At 64.9% G+C, this 17,675-nt stretch carries 14 protein-coding genes and 1 pseudogene; 10 read left to right on the top strand and 5 right to left on the bottom strand.

Translation table 11 applies throughout. The features are described from left to right. On the top strand, positions 1-267 hold a 267-nt coding region (locus LDO26_RS17070), incomplete at its 5' end, for a hypothetical protein (RefSeq protein WP_232132328.1). 31 nt (positions 268-298) lie between these two features. Next, positions 299-403: pseudogene (locus tag LDO26_RS18350) on the top strand (5-methylcytosine restriction system specificity protein McrC); the annotation flags it as partial. A gap of 229 nt (positions 404-632) precedes the next feature. Here LDO26_RS18350 and LDO26_RS17075 read toward each other — a convergent pair. From LDO26_RS17075 to glmS, 5 genes are all read right to left on the bottom strand, one after another. Then, positions 633-3,059, bottom strand: coding sequence for a hypothetical protein (locus tag LDO26_RS17075; RefSeq protein WP_232132299.1), 2,427 nt, complete (start codon positions 3,057-3,059; stop codon positions 633-635). Positions 3,060-3,107: 48 nt separating this feature from the next. After that, positions 3,108-3,833 carry a M48 family metallopeptidase gene (locus LDO26_RS17080; RefSeq protein WP_232132300.1) on the bottom strand — a complete coding sequence of 242 codons (726 nt, stop codon included), beginning with the start codon at positions 3,831-3,833 and terminating at the stop codon, positions 3,108-3,110. Continuing rightward, positions 3,830-5,056 carry a type I restriction enzyme subunit R domain-containing protein gene (locus LDO26_RS17085; protein WP_232132301.1) on the bottom strand — a complete coding sequence of 409 codons (1,227 nt, stop codon included), beginning with the start codon at positions 5,054-5,056 and terminating at the stop codon, positions 3,830-3,832. Before LDO26_RS17085 ends, LDO26_RS17080 begins: the two co-directional genes overlap by 4 nt. 21 nt (positions 5,057-5,077) lie before the next feature. After that, positions 5,078-5,932 (bottom strand): DEAD/DEAH box helicase family protein, encoded by an 855-nt coding sequence (locus LDO26_RS17090; RefSeq protein WP_255682303.1) that lies wholly within the window; start codon positions 5,930-5,932, stop codon positions 5,078-5,080. A gap of 462 nt (positions 5,933-6,394) precedes the next feature. Further along, the gene (glmS, locus tag LDO26_RS17095) at positions 6,395-8,227 is read right to left on the bottom strand and encodes a glutamine--fructose-6-phosphate transaminase (isomerizing) (protein WP_232132303.1); all 1,833 of its coding nucleotides are present in this window, start codon (positions 8,225-8,227) and stop codon (positions 6,395-6,397) included. Positions 8,228-8,505: 278 nt separating this feature from the next. Between glmS and LDO26_RS17100 the strand changes: the two genes are divergently transcribed. From LDO26_RS17100 to LDO26_RS17135, 8 genes are all read left to right on the top strand, one after another. Next, a complete protein-coding gene (locus tag LDO26_RS17100) occupies positions 8,506-9,825 on the top strand; it encodes an efflux RND transporter periplasmic adaptor subunit (RefSeq protein WP_232132304.1) in 1,320 nt (439 codons plus the stop codon). 14 nt (positions 9,826-9,839) lie between these two features. After that, the gene (locus LDO26_RS17105) at positions 9,840-10,046 is read left to right on the top strand and encodes a hypothetical protein (protein ID WP_232132305.1); all 207 of its coding nucleotides are present in this window, start codon (positions 9,840-9,842) and stop codon (positions 10,044-10,046) included. Positions 10,047-10,084: 38 nt separating this feature from the next. Beyond that, complete coding sequence (locus LDO26_RS17110; protein WP_232132306.1) at positions 10,085-10,804, top strand: ABC transporter ATP-binding protein; 720 nt, start codon at positions 10,085-10,087, stop codon at positions 10,802-10,804. 77 nt (positions 10,805-10,881) lie between these two features. Then, positions 10,882-12,186 (top strand): ABC transporter permease, encoded by a 1,305-nt coding sequence (locus LDO26_RS17115; RefSeq protein ID WP_232132307.1) that lies wholly within the window; start codon positions 10,882-10,884, stop codon positions 12,184-12,186. Between the two features lie 118 nt (positions 12,187-12,304). Further along, entirely contained in the window at positions 12,305-13,528 is a 1,224-nt protein-coding gene (locus LDO26_RS17120) for an ABC transporter permease (protein WP_232132308.1), read from the top strand. Between the two features lie 78 nt (positions 13,529-13,606). After that, positions 13,607-14,905, top strand: a complete 1,299-nt coding sequence (locus LDO26_RS17125; protein WP_232132309.1) for an ABC transporter permease — start codon at positions 13,607-13,609, stop codon at positions 14,903-14,905. Positions 14,906-15,022: 117 nt separating this feature from the next. Further along, the gene (locus LDO26_RS17130) at positions 15,023-16,246 is read left to right on the top strand and encodes an ABC transporter permease (protein ID WP_232132310.1); all 1,224 of its coding nucleotides are present in this window, start codon (positions 15,023-15,025) and stop codon (positions 16,244-16,246) included. Positions 16,247-16,328: 82 nt separating this feature from the next. Then, positions 16,329-17,675, top strand: coding sequence for a sigma-54-dependent transcriptional regulator (locus LDO26_RS17135; RefSeq protein ID WP_232132311.1), 1,347 nt, complete (start codon positions 16,329-16,331; stop codon positions 17,673-17,675).

The following is a 17,675-nucleotide window of genomic DNA, read 5'->3' on the forward strand; positions in this document are numbered from 1 at the left end:
GCGCTGGCTATGGACTTACAACCACGAGCGCCCGAACATGGCGCTCGGCGGCATCACGCCCATGCAGAAGCTCGCATTGGCCGCTTAGCTCCACTTTTGGCGATTGCTAAAAATGGGGGGATTACCCTCGCTGCCGTAGTGCTTGAGGAACACCGGCAGCGACAGGCCCGGCTGGAACTGCACACGATTCATGGCCATCATCCGATCTCCAAGGGACAATGGCGCCATCCTCGGCCCCAGGCCTCTCAAGGGCTGCGACTGCGCTGAGAGATCGTGCTAATCAGGTGATGCCAAGTGGAAACTGCTCGATGCAGTCCGGAACGACAGCGACACCAAGTACGGGTTGTCGCAAGCCGACTTCTACCAGCTCTACGCATATGGCCAGAAGTACTTGGGTGGCTAGGGGCACCATGCTCCTAGTGTATCCGGGGACATCCCGATTCGCGGAACCACTGCCCCCTTTCGACTTCGACAACGGACTCATCCTCTACGCCCTGCCCTTCGATCTCGATGCCGAGATCCAAAGCTTAGGAGTTGAAGTCTTACTTACATCGAGACTCTTAACGCAACATTCCGTGTAAACGGGGACGAACCCTCTAATTGAGTACGCCCCTCGTGGATCCAGACAGCACCTACTTCTTTGCGACCCGATCACTGATGAAGATTGAAAATTCATCAATGGCCTCATAACCAATGGCAAGAGGCGACTGCCCTAGAGCAACCTCCTCGATGCGCATGGCGTTAGAACCCATATACGTCCGACCACCAATAAGGTTTTCTTTGTATACAACTGTCACGAACGGGAAGCCAGACGGAAGAGTTAGGTCGGGATGGTAATCACCATCAGTAGAAAGAATGGGCATATTCCCATCCAAGCCAGGCGAAATTGAGATTCCGTACCCATTACCCAACACCGCAGACCTACTGCCATTGATCTGGCTCTCGAGCCTCCGAAACTCCGTGCACCCCACTTCCATCATGCACAGAGCAGCACTGTTGTCGCGCACTGCTATGAACACGTCAGGCTTGACCAAAGCACTTTCTGGCCAAGGGTAGATCCTCTTCGGCTTAATAAAAAAATCATCTGAAAGAATTTTCATGGCGACACCATTTTCCGCCACTGAGTAGTTCGGGGTTGACTCCACTACCGGCTGCGATTCGCCAGGATAGCCACGAAGAAAAAAAGCGACGACGCTGGCTATAACGACAGCAAGGCCGGTAAGCACATAGACCGGCAACCCGCTCTGTTTTGACCTGGACTTATCATTACCAAGGTATTTTCTTGACTCTATCGCCGCTACAAGATCGGAAGCCCGGCTAGATTTCAACGTTGTTGAAAAGGTAATTTTGAATTTGGCCTCATTCTCTTCAAGACCAATTTTCGGTTCATCAACCCATACCAGACCGAGATCTCCCTTTGGCGGCAAACCGGAGGCCCATGCTAGGCAGGCGCTCTCCAACGGTTGGGCGATGGTGATCCATGCGCTGGCTAAGCAAATTGTTGAGTTTGAAATTTCGGGAAGAACAAACGATTTCAGTACCCCCCCAGACGAGGGGAATGCACCGCGAACGCGCGCAACCTTGCGCGCGACTAGAATTGTCAGATCGTCTTGGCTGACCCTGTTCGCATAGTAGTGCCGTTCTGCAAAGCAGGCGTTGAGATCGGCAAAGAATTTCCTGCAGTCAGACTGGCCAACTCCGACAAGCCCCCCTTGTAGATGGGAGTGAATTTCTAGCGTCTCGAAGAATGGCGCGGTAACACCAAGGGAGAGAATAGAGAGAGCATCGTTCAGATCCTCCCTAGACTTTGTAACGTTATCCAAAAACCCAATTGACTTAGTAGCCCGTAGCTTTCCGAGATCAGGGGGATTCAATTCGGCAGACGTGGCCCAGCACCTGAGATGCCGGATCGCCATCTCGACTGCACAATGCTCCCCAAGCGCGTTCCGTGCAGCCGACATGAGGCCTTCCAGCAGGTTCTCTGGGTCGACATTGATAAGCCGAGTAAGAAAGTCCTCATGATCGAGCACAAACTTTAGAGAATCCTTGGGGGAGGACAGGACTTCGGAGAAGTATCCGTTTCCGCTGACTCTTATCTCTGCTGACCACTCGACCCAAGAAAGTGTTTCGACAGGCACAATATCGACATCCAGATCCAAAAAAATCTGGAATCTTTCTCGCAGAACCCGAATCGATTCAATCAGTTCAACGCGATGATTATCGATCGCCTTAAATCGCTGCGATAACTCGACAACATCCCCATTTAAGGAAATACCGCCATCCTCAGCAGTTTGACTCCACGAGCCCTCCTCATCCTCTCCATTAGAGTCGCGCTCTACTGCGATAGGTGTTGGCGAAAGAATCGGCTCATCCTGCTTCAACCAGTTCGGCAAATTCCCTACTTCGTATTGCCCAGGAAAGAGCATGTAAGTGAAATCGCTTCTGTTTGTTTCGGCGCGCTCATGAAACATCGTATATCGCCCGGAAAAGCTGTCGAAGTCGTCGAATGGCAAGATTATCCCTGCATTCATGAGTTTATTTCTGAGCGCACACAGGGATACAGCGAGGTCATATATTTCTCGAGGAGCAGGTGGCGGTTTGCTCGAGGATCGGATCGGCAGATCTCTCATCATCAAGTTGAACCGCCTCGCGAGTAGCGGATCATTGGCAGCTTTCGCAAGATTCTCGCTTTCTTTCCGTAAGAACCAATACGCATCTCGCTCGATGGGCTTGGCTACTCCAGACACCAACTTCTCGCCGATCCCCAGCGTATCGTAGAAGAGCTCGTCTATTTTTCGCTCTCGATCCTCAACCTCCTTACGCTGGGCTTCTTCTCGCTCGAACTGTTGTTCGATACGTCGCCGTTCCCGATATGCCTCCCTCCTCTCATCCGTACGAACTTGCTCCTGCTTTCGCCGACGCTCGCTTTCCTGTCGCTCGAGTGTGCCCGCGAGATGGCCATCCCTGGACGCCTGCGTACTACCCGTGTTCAACCAACCAAACCCAGACTCCGCGAGGATCTTGGCGCTTATGTACTCAGTGCTGGACTTGTCGCTCATCCCCAACCACTCCCCATATTCTCCGAATCCAAGCGGATTACCCGTTTCCTACAAGCAATGCCTAGGAAAGCCACCTATAACCCCTCGACTTCCACTCCGCGCTCGACCAACCAAGCCTTGCGTCGCGCATAGTCCGGCATCGCCCGCTCTAATCGCACCCAGAACTCCGGCGTGTGATGCGGTTCGTGTAGGGTGAGCCATTTCGTGCGCAACCACGTATTCGACGATGCGTGACGGCAGCAGGATGGTCTTCCAGTGGAAGTACAGCCAGTCACTCTTGCCGCAGGAGCCCCAACGATAGCCCAGATCCTGCACCTTGACCCCAGACGGCTGCACTTCCATCCGGGCCTGTAGCCCGTCGACGAGTCCGGCCAACCTTTCACGCGCCCGTTTGTAATACGAACGGATGAAATGTGCGCGCCCCGCACCCAGTTCATCGCAGCGCAGGCAGAAGCGACCCGCGGACAGCTTCAGCGGAACATCCTGTACATCGACCAGCTTCAGCCGATAGCTTCGTCCCAAGTAAAGGAAGCCCTCGCCACCGACGTACTCCTTGCGCGGCATGGCCCGGCGCAGCAGCTCCTTCTCCGCCAACTTGGTGTAGATCCAGAAGCGCTTCTCCCTGACGAAGTCACGCAGGCTGGATTCAGCCACGCCGGACGGCGCACTAAGCGACAATTCGCCACCGCGCTCGACGGTAATTTGCAGGGTGCTACGGCGAACGCTGCGACGCACATGGAATTTCGGATCATCAATGATCAGCGTGGCGCTCATGCCGCCAGTATTCCTTCGTGGTTGGCCCGGGCCTGCGCGTCGGACAGTTGGATCGGCGGTACCTTCGGGTCGATGCCCAGCGAAATCACATGGTCGTCGATCAGCTTGCGTACCTTGGCGCCCACGTCTTTGCCCAGTACCGGCGTGTCCTTGTAGCGGTTGCGGGCGCGTGTGTGGATGTAGGCCAGCTTCTTGGCGTCCTTGATGAACGGCAGGCCCTCCGGCCGCGGTAGCACCGTGTCCAGCAGGGCCATGAACGCCTTCAGCTTGACGGTGAACTCAGCACGCCGCTTCTCGTTGTCCAGCACCTGCACGCAGGCCTCGGTGTCCTCAATCGAATCAATGCCCTGCTGGCGGAACATATCGACCGCGCGCAGATGGCGATCCTGCAGCACCCGCACTTGGTCCTTCAGGCTGCTCAGCGCACCCTCGATGTCTTCGTCCGCGTAGACCTTCAGCGCCTCGCCCAAGTGCCGGGCCACGCCGTAATAGTCCACCACGATGCCACAGGTCTTGCCGTGACCGGTGCGGTTGACCCGGGCGATGGCCTGCAGCAGTTCCGCTTCGCGGATCGGCCGGTCCAGATACATCACGCCCTCGACGGGCGCGTCGAAGCCGGTCAAGAGCATCGACTTGACGATCAAGAACGCCAGCGGATCAGCCTTCGTCGGGTCGACATGGATCAGCGGCTTCTCGAAGCGCTCGATCAGGGCATCTTGCTTCCTGCCGTCGGTCCAGCCCTTCCACGCCGGGTCGTCATTGTTGCTGCCCGAAATGATCGGCGCGAACGCGATCCCCGCCAGCAACTCGCGATAGCGCCAAGCCTGTACCGCAGCCTGCACTTTCGGCGGACGCTGGCACAACGCCTCGTCGTCCATCGCCTTGTCTTCGGCCGACAGTGCATACGCCTCGACCAGCAGGTCGTCGCGAGCTGCCTGCAACGCGCTGAAGTAGCGGATCGCGGCCAGCCGACTGTAGGCCACCACCTGGGCCTTCAGGCCATTGGGCAGAATGTGGGCTACATAGTGGCGCATGATGTCGCGCGCCTTCTCCTCGATCAGTCTGGGCGCGTCGAAAATATAGCCCTTGGTCGCATACTTCTGTTTGATCGCTTCCAGCTCTTCCTTGCTACGTTCACGAAACAGGTCTTCGAACAGCTCATCCAGGTCTGCACCTTCCTTCACCGCGCCATTGGCTGTGCGGTCCTCGTACAAGATGGGCACGATGGCGCCGTCTTCCTCGGCCTACTTGATGGTGTAGCGATCGATGAACTCGCCGAAGATCTCGTGGGTGCGCTTCTTCTCGCCCATGATGATCGGCGTGCCGGTGAAACCGATGCGTGCACAGCTGGGCAAGCCCGCGCGAAGGTTGGCGCGCAGGCCGCCTGCCTGGGTGCGGTGCGCCTCGTCGAACAGCACCAAAATGCTCTCGTCCTCGTTCAATACCTCAAACGTCACGTCCTTCGATTTCGCAGCGGGCTTGCCAGGCTTGTCGTCGTCGCCATCGGTCACGGCGACGTTGGGCAGGTCCTCTACTTTCAGCGGTGCGTCGTTCTCGGTATCCGGGTCGCGGTATTTCTGGATGGTGGCGAACACGAGCCCCGGCCCCTTGCGCCGGGCCAGCGCCTTCACGCCCTCGGTACTGGTAGCCACCTCCACCGCTTCTCCGGTCAGGCTGGCAGTCAGCGACAGCTGCTTCTGCAGATCCTTGCGGTCGGTGACCACGACCACCTTGAACTTCCGCTTTTGCGTGTCCGCACGCATCTTGCGCACCAGGAACACCATGGTCAGCGACTTGCCGCTGCCTTGGGTATTCCAGACGATGCCGCCGCGCTCGTCGTGTTCGCCATGCTGCGCGCGGGTCTTGCCGCTCCGGAGCCGGGCAATCGCCTTGTTCACTGCGCGGTACTGTTGGTATCGGCATACCGTCTTGATGGTCCGTCTCCGATACCACGAGTAGCCAAGCCTTTTCGAGTCTTCTTGTACGCAGGCCGGACACGCTCTAGGGGAGAGATTCGGATTGGCACCCGCGCCACCCTGTGTAAGCGGCTTGGTTGATCGATTCACGGCGCTAGTCGGCCTGGCTACGGCATGAAGCATGGGTCGTTACGCCGTGGTTATCAACATAGTCAAACAGCCCAAGATCGCCACACTTGGCAAGCACCGGAAACAAGTTGCTGGAGCTGTGCCCCAGCTTCCGGAGGTCAAACCTAGAGTTAAGCCCACTAATCAACAAGATTCGAGCAAGGTGCCCCAAGCCGATTCATCGTCCCGTGCATTCACTCGCTGAAGCCGGATACTGCGTTCTGTAGCTCCTGCTCGAACTTGTCCGGGCAAGATCACAACAACCCTAAAACCGAGCGACCGTCAGCTGGGGCCGAGATTTCTGGCTTCCCGCAGCCGCACGCGCGCACCGTCAAGAACCCACCGAATTGAAGCCGGGATAGCTTTGGCCAATGCCCGCAACTCTTGCGCGTGCACTGAGCTGGCTCTCCACACCGACCTTATTGTCCTGTACTGACTTTGTTTTACCAATTCATGATGATGGCAACTGACTGGACGCTACTCCACCGTCACCGACTTGGCCAGATTGCGCGGCTTGTCGACGTCGGTGCCGCGCGCCAGCGCGGTGTGATAGGCCAGCAGCTGCACCGGGATGGTGTGCACGATCGGGCTGAGCACGCCGACATGGCGCGGGGTGCGGATCACGTGCACGCCTTCCGACTCGCCGAAGTTGCTGTCGGCGTCGGTGAACACGAACAGCTCGCCGCCACGCGCGCGCACTTCCTGCATGTTGGACTTCACCTTCTCCAGCAGCGAATCCTTCGGCGCGATGACCACCACCGGCATGTCGGCGTCGACCAGCGCCAGCGGGCCGTGCTTGAGTTCGCCGGCCGGGTAGGCCTCGGCGTGGATGTAGGAGATCTCCTTGAGCTTGAGCGCGCCCTCGAGCGCGATCGGATAGTGCACGCCGCGGCCGAGGAACAGCGCATGCTGCTTCGGCGTGAACTTCTCGGACCAGACCGCGATCTGCGGCTCGAGGTTGAGCGCGTGCTGCACGCTGACCGGCAGGCGGCGCAGCGCCTCGATGTAGCCGGCCTCCGTCTCGGCGTCGAGGCGGCCGTTGAGTTTCGCCAGCGTCGCGGTCAGCGCGAACAGGCCGACCAGCTGGGTGGTGAACGCCTTGGTCGAGGCGACGCCGATCTCGGCGCCGGCGCGGGTGTAGAACACCAGCCGGCTGGCGCGCGGGATCGCGCTCTCGGGCACGTTGCAGATCGACAGGGTCTTGTCGTGGCCCAGCGACTTGGCGTATTTCAGCGCCTCCATCGTGTCCAGGGTCTCGCCCGACTGCGAGATGGTGACGATCAGGTGCCGCGGGTTGGCCACGGCCTTGCGGTAGCGGTACTCGCTGGCGATCTCGACCGTGCACGGCAGGCCGGCGATGGCCTCGATCCAGTAGCGCGCGACCGCGCCGGCGTAGTAGCTGGTGCCGCAGGCGAGGATCTGCACGCCGTCGACCTCGCGCAGCAGGCCTTCGGCCTCCTTGCCGAACAGCGCCGGCTCGAACGCGCCGGCGTCGATGATCGCCTCCATCGTGTCGGCCAGCGCGCGCGGCTGCTCGTGGATCTCCTTCTGCATGAAGTGGCGGTACGGGCCGAGCTCCAGCGACGCCAGCGAGACGTCGGACAGGTGCTCCGCGCGCGCGACCAGCTGGCCGTCGTCGCCGTAGACCTGCACCCCGTCGCGGGTCAGCACCGCGGTGTCGCCTTCCTCGAGGAAGATCACCCGGCGCGTCGCCTGCACGATCGCCGAGACGTCGGAGGCGACGAAGTTCTCGCCATCGCCCAGCCCGACCAGCAGCGGGCAGCCCATGCGCGCAACGACCATGCGGTCCGGTTCGCCCTTGTCGATGACCGCGATCGCATAGGCGCCGTCGAGCTCGCGCACCGACGCCTGCAGCGCGGCCAGCAGGTCCAGGCCCTGCGACTGGTGGTGGTGGATCAGGTGGGCGATGACCTCGGTGTCGGTCTGCGACTCGAACACGTAGCCGAGCTTCGTCAGCCGCTCGCGCTGCGCCTCGTGGTTCTCGATGATGCCGTTGTGCACCAGCGCCAGGCTGTCGTGGCTGATGTGCGGGTGCGCGTTGCCCTCGGTCACGCCGCCATGCGTCGCCCAACGCGTATGGCCGATGCCCAGCGGCGCGGAGAGGTGCTCGGCCCGCGCGGCCGCCTCCATCTCCGACACCCGCCCGGTGCGGCGCACGCGGCGCACGGCGCCGTCGACGACGACGGCGATCCCGGCCGAGTCGTAGCCGCGGTACTCCAGGCGCTTGAGTCCCTCGATCAGGACGGGGACGACATCGCGACCGGCGATCGCACCGACGATTCCGCACATGGACGGCAGCTCCTTGGATTCAACGCACCATTCTAGCGGGCCGCTCATCCGCACCGGCCGGCGATGTTGGCCGTGATTCAGCGCCGGCGAACCGCGCGCGTCCCGCGACCGGCATCGACACGCCTCCACTCCGTCCGCCGGGCGCGCCGCTGTCCGCGCGGACGTCCGCGATTCGTCTGCGCAGCGTGATCGACTCCATAAATTCCTTGAATATCAATCACCTACGTTTTGGCACACTTTCTGCGTGGGACTGACCATCCCCAATACCTCCAACGCCCATGTCCGCTGCGTCGCCCTCGCCCTCGCCCCGTCCCGCCGCCATTCGCGATACGTCCGGCCAGGACACCGTCCGCACCGGCAACCCGCCCGGTCGCACACGCAGAACGCGCTGGCTCATCGGCGGCGGCCTTGGACTGGCCGTGCTTGCCAGCCTGGCCTGGGTCGTCGCCGGCTGGGCCGGCGGCGCGAACTCGGTCGATGCGTCGCGGCTGCGCTTCGCCGAGGTCACGCGCGGCGATCTGGTCCGCGACATCGCGGCCGAGGGCCGGGTCATCGCGGCCAACAGCCCGACGCTGTACGCGATCTCCGGCGGTACGGTGACGCTGAAGGTCGTCGCCGGCGACCGCGTCGAGCGCGGCCAGGCGCTGGCCGAGATCGACAGCCCGGAGCTGCGCAGCAAGCTGGCGCAGGAGGAGACCACGCTGGCGAGCCTGGAGGCCGAGGCCGGGCGTGCGGCGCTCGATGCCCAGCTCAGCCACGCCGAGGCGCGCAAGGTGTTCGACCAGGCCGAGATCGAGCGCACCGCGGCCGAGCGCGACCTGCAGCGCTACCAGCGCGCGTTCGAGGGCGGCGCGGTGGCGCAGGTCGACCTGGCGCGGGCCCAGGACACGCTGCAGAAGACCGAGATCGGCGTCGCGGCCGCGCGCCAGGATCTTGCGCTGCAGGGCCAGGGTGCGGGCCTGGACACGCGCAACAAGCAGCTGCTGGCCGAGCGCCAGCGCGCGGTCGTCACCGAGATGCGCCGCCAGGTCGACCTGCTGACCCTGCGCGCGCCGTTCGACGGCCAGGTCGGCCAGGTGCAGGCGATCCAGAGCAGCAACGTGGCGGCGAATGCGCCAGTGCTGTCGGTCGTCGACCTGTCGGTGTTCGAGGTCGAGATCAAGGTGCCCGAGAGCTTCGCCCGCGATCTCGAGATCGGGATGCCGGCCGAGATCCGCAGCGTCGGCACGCAGTATCCGGCGCAGGTGTCGGCGGTGTCGCCCGAAGTCGTCAGCGGCGAGGTCGTCGCACGGCTGCGCTTCGACGAGGGCAGCCAGCCGCCGGGATTGCGCCAGAGCCAGCGACTGTCGGCGCGGATCATGCTCGATACGCGCAAGGACGTGCTGATGGTGGCGCGCGGCCCGTTCCTGGAACAGGACGGCGGGCGCGTGGCCTACGTGCTCGACGGCAACACCGCGGTGCGCCGGCCGATCCAGGCCGGTGCCAGCAGCCTGTCGTCGGTCGAGATCGTCGAGGGCCTGCAGCCGGGCGAGCGCGTCGTCGTCTCCGGCACCGACCTGTTCGACAACGCGGAGCGCATCCGCATTTCGGGGCTGTAACCAGGAGAGCATCCATGAAGACCGATTTCGATTTCCCGTTCCCGACCGCATGGACCGCCGACGACCTCACCGAGGCGGTGCCGCGACCGCTGTGGGCGCTGCTCGACTTCGAGCCGCCCGCCGACGCCCCGCCCGCAAGACGGCGCGCAACCACGACCGCAGAATTCGCGCCGCGCTATCCGGTGCGCAGCGACCTGCCGCCGCTGTTCCATATCCGCTGACTCCCCCTCCCTCTCCGCTCCAGACACAGGACATTCCCATGCTCGACATGCGCCAGGTCGCCAAGGTCTACCGCACCGAACTCGTCGAAACCCACGCGCTGCGTTCGCTCGACCTGCATGTGCGCGAAGGCGAGTTCGTCGCCGTCACCGGCCCCTCGGGCTCGGGCAAGACGACCTTCCTCAACATCGCCGGCCTGCTGGAGACCTTCACCGGCGGCGAGTACCTGCTCGACGGCGTGGACGTGAAGGGCCTCGGCGACAACGCGCGCTCGAAGCTGCGCAACGAGAAGATCGGCTTCATCTTCCAGGGCTTCAACCTGATTCCCGACCTCAACCTGTTCGACAACGTCGACGTGCCGCTGCGCTACCGCGGCATGCCGGCCAGCGAGCGCAAGCTGCGGATCGAGGAAGCGCTGGGCATGGTCGGCCTGGGATCGCGCATGAAGCACTACCCGGCCGAACTCTCCGGCGGCCAGCAGCAGCGCGTGGCGATCGCGCGCGCACTCGCCGGCAGCCCGCGCCTGCTGCTGGCCGACGAACCCACCGGCAACCTCGACTCGCAGATGGCGCGCAGCGTGCTGGAACTGATCGAGGACATCAACGCGCAGGGCACCACGATCGTCATGGTGACCCACGACCCGGAACTGGCCGCGCGCGCGCAGCGCAACGTGCACATCGTCGACGGCATGGCGACCGACGTGGTGCGCGAGCCCAGGCTGGCCGCCGCTGGCGCCGACCGCCCTGCCACGTCGGCATAGGACAGCGCTCGACCCACCGCCGCCGCGCGCCTGCAACAGCCCATGACGGGTCGAAACCCGCCCCACCGAGAAACGACATGTTCGGCTACTACCTCAACCTGGCGATCCGGAGCTTCAGGCGCAACAGGATGCTGACCGCGCTGATGGTGCTGGCGATCGCGCTCGGCATCGGTGCGTGCATGACCACGCTGACCGTGTTCCGCGTGCTGTCGGGGGATCCGATCCCGCAAAAGAGCGAACGGCTGTTCTATGTGCAGATCGATCCCGAATCGCTGTCCGGCCATATCCCGGGCGATGAGCCCATCGACCAGCTGACCCGCTTCGACGCCGAGGAGCTGCTGCGCCAGAAGAAGGCCGCGCGACAGGCGATGATGGTCGGTGGCGGCGCCGTGGTCGAAGCCGAAGGCAGCACGTTGAAGCCTTTCGTCGAATCGATGCGCTACACGTCGGCGGACTTCTTCCCGATGTTCGACACGCCGTTCCTGCATGGACAGGGCTGGTCGTCCAGCGACGACGAGGGCCATGCCCGCGTGGCGGTGATCGCCAGGCCGCTCAACGACAAGCTGTTCGGGGGCGCCGACAGCACCGGCCGGACCATCCGCGTCGAGGGCACGCCGTTGCGCGTCGTCGGCGTGCTGGACGCATGGGCGCCGAAACCGAAGTTCTACGATCTCAACACCGGACGCTACGACCGCGAGGAGCAGGTGTTCATTCCCTTCTCCACCGCGATGGAACTGAAACTCGGCACCAGCGGCTCCAGCAACTGCTTCGGCAGCACGCCCACCAGCGATTCCACCGCGCTCAATGCACCGTGTGCCTGGATCCAGTACTGGGTCGAGCTCGACAGCCCGGCGCAGGCACGCGACTACAGAAGCTACCTCGACAACTATTCGGCACAGCAGAAGGCCGCGGGACGCTTCGAGCGACCGCCCAACACGCGCCTGCGCAACGTGATGGAGTGGCTCGACCACAGGCAGGTCGTCCCCGGCGACGTGCGCCTGCAGCTGTGGCTGGCGCTGGGCTTCCTGCTGGTCTGCCTGCTCAACACCGTCGGCCTGCTGCTGGCCAAGTTCCTGCGGCGCAGCGGCGAGATCGGCGTCCGCCGCGCGCTGGGGGCATCCCGCGCCGAGATCTTCAAGCAGTGCCTGGCCGAGGCCGGTGCCATCGGCCTGGCCGGCGGCGTGCTCGGCCTCGGACTTGCCCTGCTGGGACTTTGGGCGGTGCGACAGCGGCCGACCAGCTATGCAGCACTGGCGCACCTCGACGGTTCGATGCTGCTGCTGACCTTCGTGCTGGCACTGGTCGCCAGCCTGCTGGCCGGCCTCCTGCCGGCCTGGCGGGCGATGCAGATCACGCCGGCCGTGCAGTTGAAATCCCAGTAGGTCGGGGCGACGCCCCCGACGCCGGAACATCGAGACACTGGCGTCGGCCGCCCAAATCCCGACACACCGAAGCGTCGGGCGCGTAGGCCCGACCTAGCGAAGCATCACGGAGTTCACCATGGAAATCCGCCCCATCCTGTCCACCCTGCGCCGGCACAAGACCGCGGCAGCGCTGATCGTGATGGAGATCGCGCTGAGCTGCGCGATCCTGTGCAATGCCCTGTTCCTGGTCGTGCAGCGCCTGGAGGACGTCGGCCGGCCCAGCGGCATCGCCGAGCGCGAACTGCTGCAGATCCGCCTAAGCGGCATCGGCGCGCAGGACGATGCCGATGCGCGTACCCGCGAGGACCTTGCGGCCTTGCGTGCGATCCCGGGTGTCGCCGGCGTCACCGTGACCAATCAGCTTCCGTTCGGCAGCAGCTCCTCGAACTCGGCGATATCCCTGACACCGGAACAGGAGCGGCCGACGCTCAGCTTCGCGCAGTACAACGCGCACCCCGGCATGATCGACACGCTGGGCCTGCGGCTGGTGGAAGGTCGCGACTTCCTGGCCGACGAATACCAGGACACCTCCGCGCTTGCCGAGCTGGAGGACATCAGCACGTTGAGCAGCCCGGTGATCTTCAGCGCCGACGCGGCGAAGAGACTGTTCCCCGACGGAAGCGCCGTGGGCAGGACGGTCTACATGGGGCCGATCCCGCTGACCATCGTCGGCGTGGTGGAGACCCTCACCCGCCCCGGCGCGATGGGTGGCAACTGGAGCTACTCCGGCATCCTTCCGCTGCGGGACAACTACAACAACGGCGGCAGCTACCTGATCCGCGTCGCCGATGCCGCCAGGCGCGACGAGATCCTTGGATCGGCCGTGGCCGAGCTCGAGCGCGTCGACCCCAACCGGCTGATCCTGGGCCAGCGCAGCTACGAGGAGATCCGCCACCGCCATTTCCGCAACGACCGCGACATGATCGGCCTGCTGATCACGGTGTCCATCGCGCTGCTGATCGTCACCGCGCTGGGCATCGTCGGCCTCGCCAGCTTCTGGGTGCAGCAGCGCAGCAAGCAGATCGGCATCCGCCGTGCACTGGGCGCGACCCGCGGCCAGATCCTGCGCTATTTCCAGACCGAGAACTTCCTGCTGGTGGCGATGGGCATCGTGCTCGGCATGCTGCTGGCCTACGGCCTGAACCAGCTGCTGATGAGCCGCTACGAGCTGCCGCGCCTGCCGCTGCATTACCTGCCCATCGGCGCGGTCACGCTGTGGCTGCTGGGACAGCTCGCGGTCTTCTGGCCCGCCCGGCGGGCCGCGTCGGTCCCGCCCGCCATCGCCACCCGCAGCGCGTAGGACGGGTCTCGACCCGCCGGGATCCGCGAATCCGAAACACCCCATGACGGGTCGAGACCCGCCCCACCGAGAAACGACATGTTCGGCTACTACCTCAACCTCGCGATCCGAAGCTTCCGCCGCAACAAGGTGCTGACCGCACTGATGGTGCTGACCATCGCGCTCGGCATCGGCGCATGCATGACCACGCTGACCGTGTTCCACGTGCTGTCCGGGGATCCACTGCCCGGCAAGAGCGACCGGTTGTTCTACGTGCAGCTCGATCCGGCCCCGGCCGCCGACTACACGCCCGGCGAGGAACCGGAAGAGCAGTTGACCCGTTTCGACGCCGAAACCCTGCTGCGCGAGGCGCGCGGCAGCCGCCAGGCGGTGATGAGCGGCGGCCAGCTGATCGTAGATCCGGCCGCGCCGGGGCAGACGCCGTTCTTCACCGATGCGCGCTACACCTCGGCCGACTTCTTCGCCATGTTCGACGCGCCGCTGCTGTACGGACGCGGCTGGACCCGGGAGGACGACGACGCCCGCGCGCGGGTCGCAGTGATCGACCGCGCCACCAACGACCGCGTGTTCGGCGGCGAGGACAGCACCGGCCGCACGCTCCGGCTGGGCACCAGCGAGTTCCGCGTCGTCGGCGTACTCGATGCCTGGCGCCCGGTACCGAAGTTCTACGACCTCACCTTCGGCCGCTTCGGCGCGACCGAAAGCGTGTTCGTGCCGTTCTCGACGTCGCGCGACCTGCAGATGGGCACCAGCGGCAACACCAACTGCTGGGCCTCCAACGAGGATTCCTATGCGCTCAACGCGCCCTGCGCATGGCTGCAGTACTGGGTGGAACTGGACAGCGCCGCGCAGGCCGGCGACTTCAAGGCCTACCTCGACAACTACTCGGCGCAGCAGAAGGCCGCAGGGCGCTTCGAGCGCGACCCCAACACGCGCCTGCGCAACGTCACCCAATGGCTGGACTTCAAGCGCGTGGTGCCGTCGGACGTACGCCTGCAGGTGTGGCTGGCGCTGGGTTTCCTGCTGGTGTGCCTGGTCAACACCGTCGGCCTGCTGCTGGCCAAGTTCCTGCGCCGTGGCGGCGAGATCGGCGTGCGCCGCGCGCTCGGTGCGCCGCGCGTCGAGATCTTCAAGCAGTGCCTGATCGAGGCCGGCACCATCGGCCTGGCCGGCGGCGTGCTCGGCCTGGGCATCGCCATGCTCGGCCTGTGGGCCGTGCGCCAGCAACCGGCCAGCTACGCCAAACTCGCCCAGCTCGACCTGTCGATGCTGGGCATGACGTTCGTGCTGGCGCTGGTCGCCAGCCTGATCGCCGGGCTGCTGCCCGCGTGGCGGGCGATGCAGATCACGCCGGCCGTGCAGTTGAAATCCCAGTAGGTCGGGGCGACGCCCCCGACGCTGGAACATCGAGACACCGGCGTCGGCCGCCCAATCCCGATCCAACGAAGCGTCGGGCGCGTAGGCCCGACCTACCGAAGCATCACGGAGTTCACCATGGAAATCCGCCCCATCCTGTCCAGCCTGCGCCGCCACAAGACCGCCGCCCTGCTGATCGTGCTGCAGATCGCGCTGACCTGCGCCATCGTCTGCAACGCGCTGTTCCTGATCCAGCAGCGGATCGAACGCATGAGCATCGTCAGCGGCGTGGCCGAGAACGAACTGGTCCGCGTGCAGCCGGCCAGCCTGCGGGTGATGGAAAGTGAACCCGGCAGCGACACCCGCACCAGCACCGAGCACATCCTGTCGCTGCTGCGGCAGATCCCCGGCGTGACCTCGGTCGCGGCCGTCGGCCAGATGCCGTTCGGCAACAGCAGCAACAACAGCGGCGTGAACCTGAGTCCCGACCAGGTCCGCAACACGCTCAATGCCACCACCTACATGGACGGCGGCGGCATGCTCGAGACCTTCGGCCTGCGCCTGTCCGACGGACGCGCATTCGCAGCGGACGAATACGTCGACCTGCAGGACGTACTGGGCGGCAACGCCGCGGTTCCCGCCGCCATCGTCAACCGGACCACGGCCGAGCGCCTGTTCCCCGGCGAGTCCGCCGTCGGCAAACAGTTCTACGTGTGGGGCAACGCCCCCATCACCATCGTCGGGGTGGTCGAGGAGCTGATCCGGCCGAACAACTTCGGCCTGGGCCAGTACTCGGTGATCTTCCCGCTCCGCAACTACTACCAGGGCATCCACTACATGCTGCGCACCGATCCCGGGCGCCGCGACGAAGTGCTGCAGGCGGCCAACGATGTCCTCAAGCGGGACGACCCCTCGGTGATCATGCTGGGCAGCGACACCATGGAGAACACCCGCAGCGACTTCTTCCGCCAGGACCGGTCGATGATCTGGATGCTGTCGATCGTCTGCCTGGCGCTGCTGGTGGTCACCGCGTTCGGCATCGTCGGCCTGGCCAGCTTCTGGGTCCAGCAGCGCACGCGGCAGATCGGCGTGCGCCGGGCGCTGGGCGCGACGAAGGGCCAGATCCTGCGCTATTTCCAGGCCGAGAACTTCCTGCTGGCCAGCGCCGGCATCGTGCTCGGCATGCTGCTGGCCTACGCGCTGAACCAGTTCCTGATGGGCCGCTACGAGTTGCCGCGGCTGCCGGTGTACTACCTGCCCGTCGGCGCGGCCGCGCTGTGGCTGCTGGGGCAACTCGCGGTACTCGGCCCGGCGCGGCGCGCGGCCAGCGTCTCGCCGGCCATCGCCACGCGCAGCGCATGACATCCTTCGCCGGTCGAGGAGACTAGGGCGTTACGATGCTTTCCGCGTCCCACGACTCTCCACCTCCACCACAGCCGCCACGATGCCGCAGATCCTGATCATCGACGACAACCCCGCCGTCGCCACCGCGCTCGAGGTGCTGTTCTCGCTGCACGACATCGACACCGTGCGCGCGGAGGACCCCGACAGTGGACTGGCGCGCCTGCGCGAGGGCGGCATCGACCTGGTGATCCAGGACATGAACTTCCACGCCGACACCACGTCCGGCGACGAGGGCATCGCCCTGTTCCACGCGATCCGCGCGCTGGACGCGGACCTGCCTGTGATCCTGCTGACCGCGTGGACCCGGCTGGAGTCCGCGGTCGACCTGATCCGCGCCGGCGCCGCCGACTACCTGGCCAAGCCGTGGGACGACGCCAAGCTGATGGCGACGGTGCAGACGCTGCTGGAACTCGGCGAGGCCCGCCGGCAACTCGACGCGCGCCACCGCGAGGACCGGCGCCGGCACGCGGCGCTGGCGCAGGGCCACGACCTGTGCGGCCTGGTGTGGGCCGATGCCGCCAGCGAGGCCACGCTGGCGCTGGCGCTGCAGGTCGCCCGCTCGGAACTGCCGGTGCTGGTGACCGGGCCCAACGGCGCGGGCAAGGAGAAGTACGCCGAGATCCTGCATGCCAACTCGGCGGTGCGGGACGGTCCGTTCGTCGCGGTCAACTGCGGCGCGCTGCCCAACGAGCTGGTCGAGGCCGAACTGTTCGGCGCCGAGGCCGGCGCCTATACCGGCGCCAACAAGGCGCGAGCAGGCAAGTTCGAGGCGGCCGATGGCGGCACGCTGTTCCTCGACGAGGTCGGCACGCTGCCGCCGTCGGGACAGGTCAAGCTGCTGCGCGTGCTCGAGACCGGGCGCTTCGAGCGGCTCGGCGGCAACCGCGAGCGCCACGTGCGCGTGCGCGTGGTCAGTGCGACCAACGCCGACCTGCCGGCGATGATCGCCGACGGCCGCTTCCGCGAGGACCTGTACTACCGGCTCAACGGCATCGAGCTGCGGCTGGCGCCGCTGGCCGCGCGGCCGCGCGACATCCTGCCGCTGGCGCGGCATTTCCTCGACGGCAACCGGCCGCTGGCCGAGGGCGCCGAACGCGCGCTGCTGCGCCATCCCTGGCCGGGCAACGTGCGCGAGTTGCGCAACGTGATGCAGCGCGCGCAGCTGTTGGCGCGCGGCGAGCGCATCGTCGCCGCCGACCTCAATCTGCCCGCGCCGCCCGCGTCGGCCCCCGCTGTCCCGCAGGCCAACGACGAGCCCGACCGCGCCGAGATCGAGGCCGCACTGCAGCGCCACGACGGCGTGCTGGCGCAGGCCGCCGCCGAGCTCGGACTGTCGCGGCAGGCGCTGTACCGCCGGCTCGACCGGCTGGGGATCCGGCGCGACTGA

Source organism: Proluteimonas luteida (genome assembly GCF_021191695.1).
Classification (GTDB): domain Bacteria; phylum Pseudomonadota; class Gammaproteobacteria; order Xanthomonadales; family Xanthomonadaceae; genus Luteimonas; species Luteimonas luteida.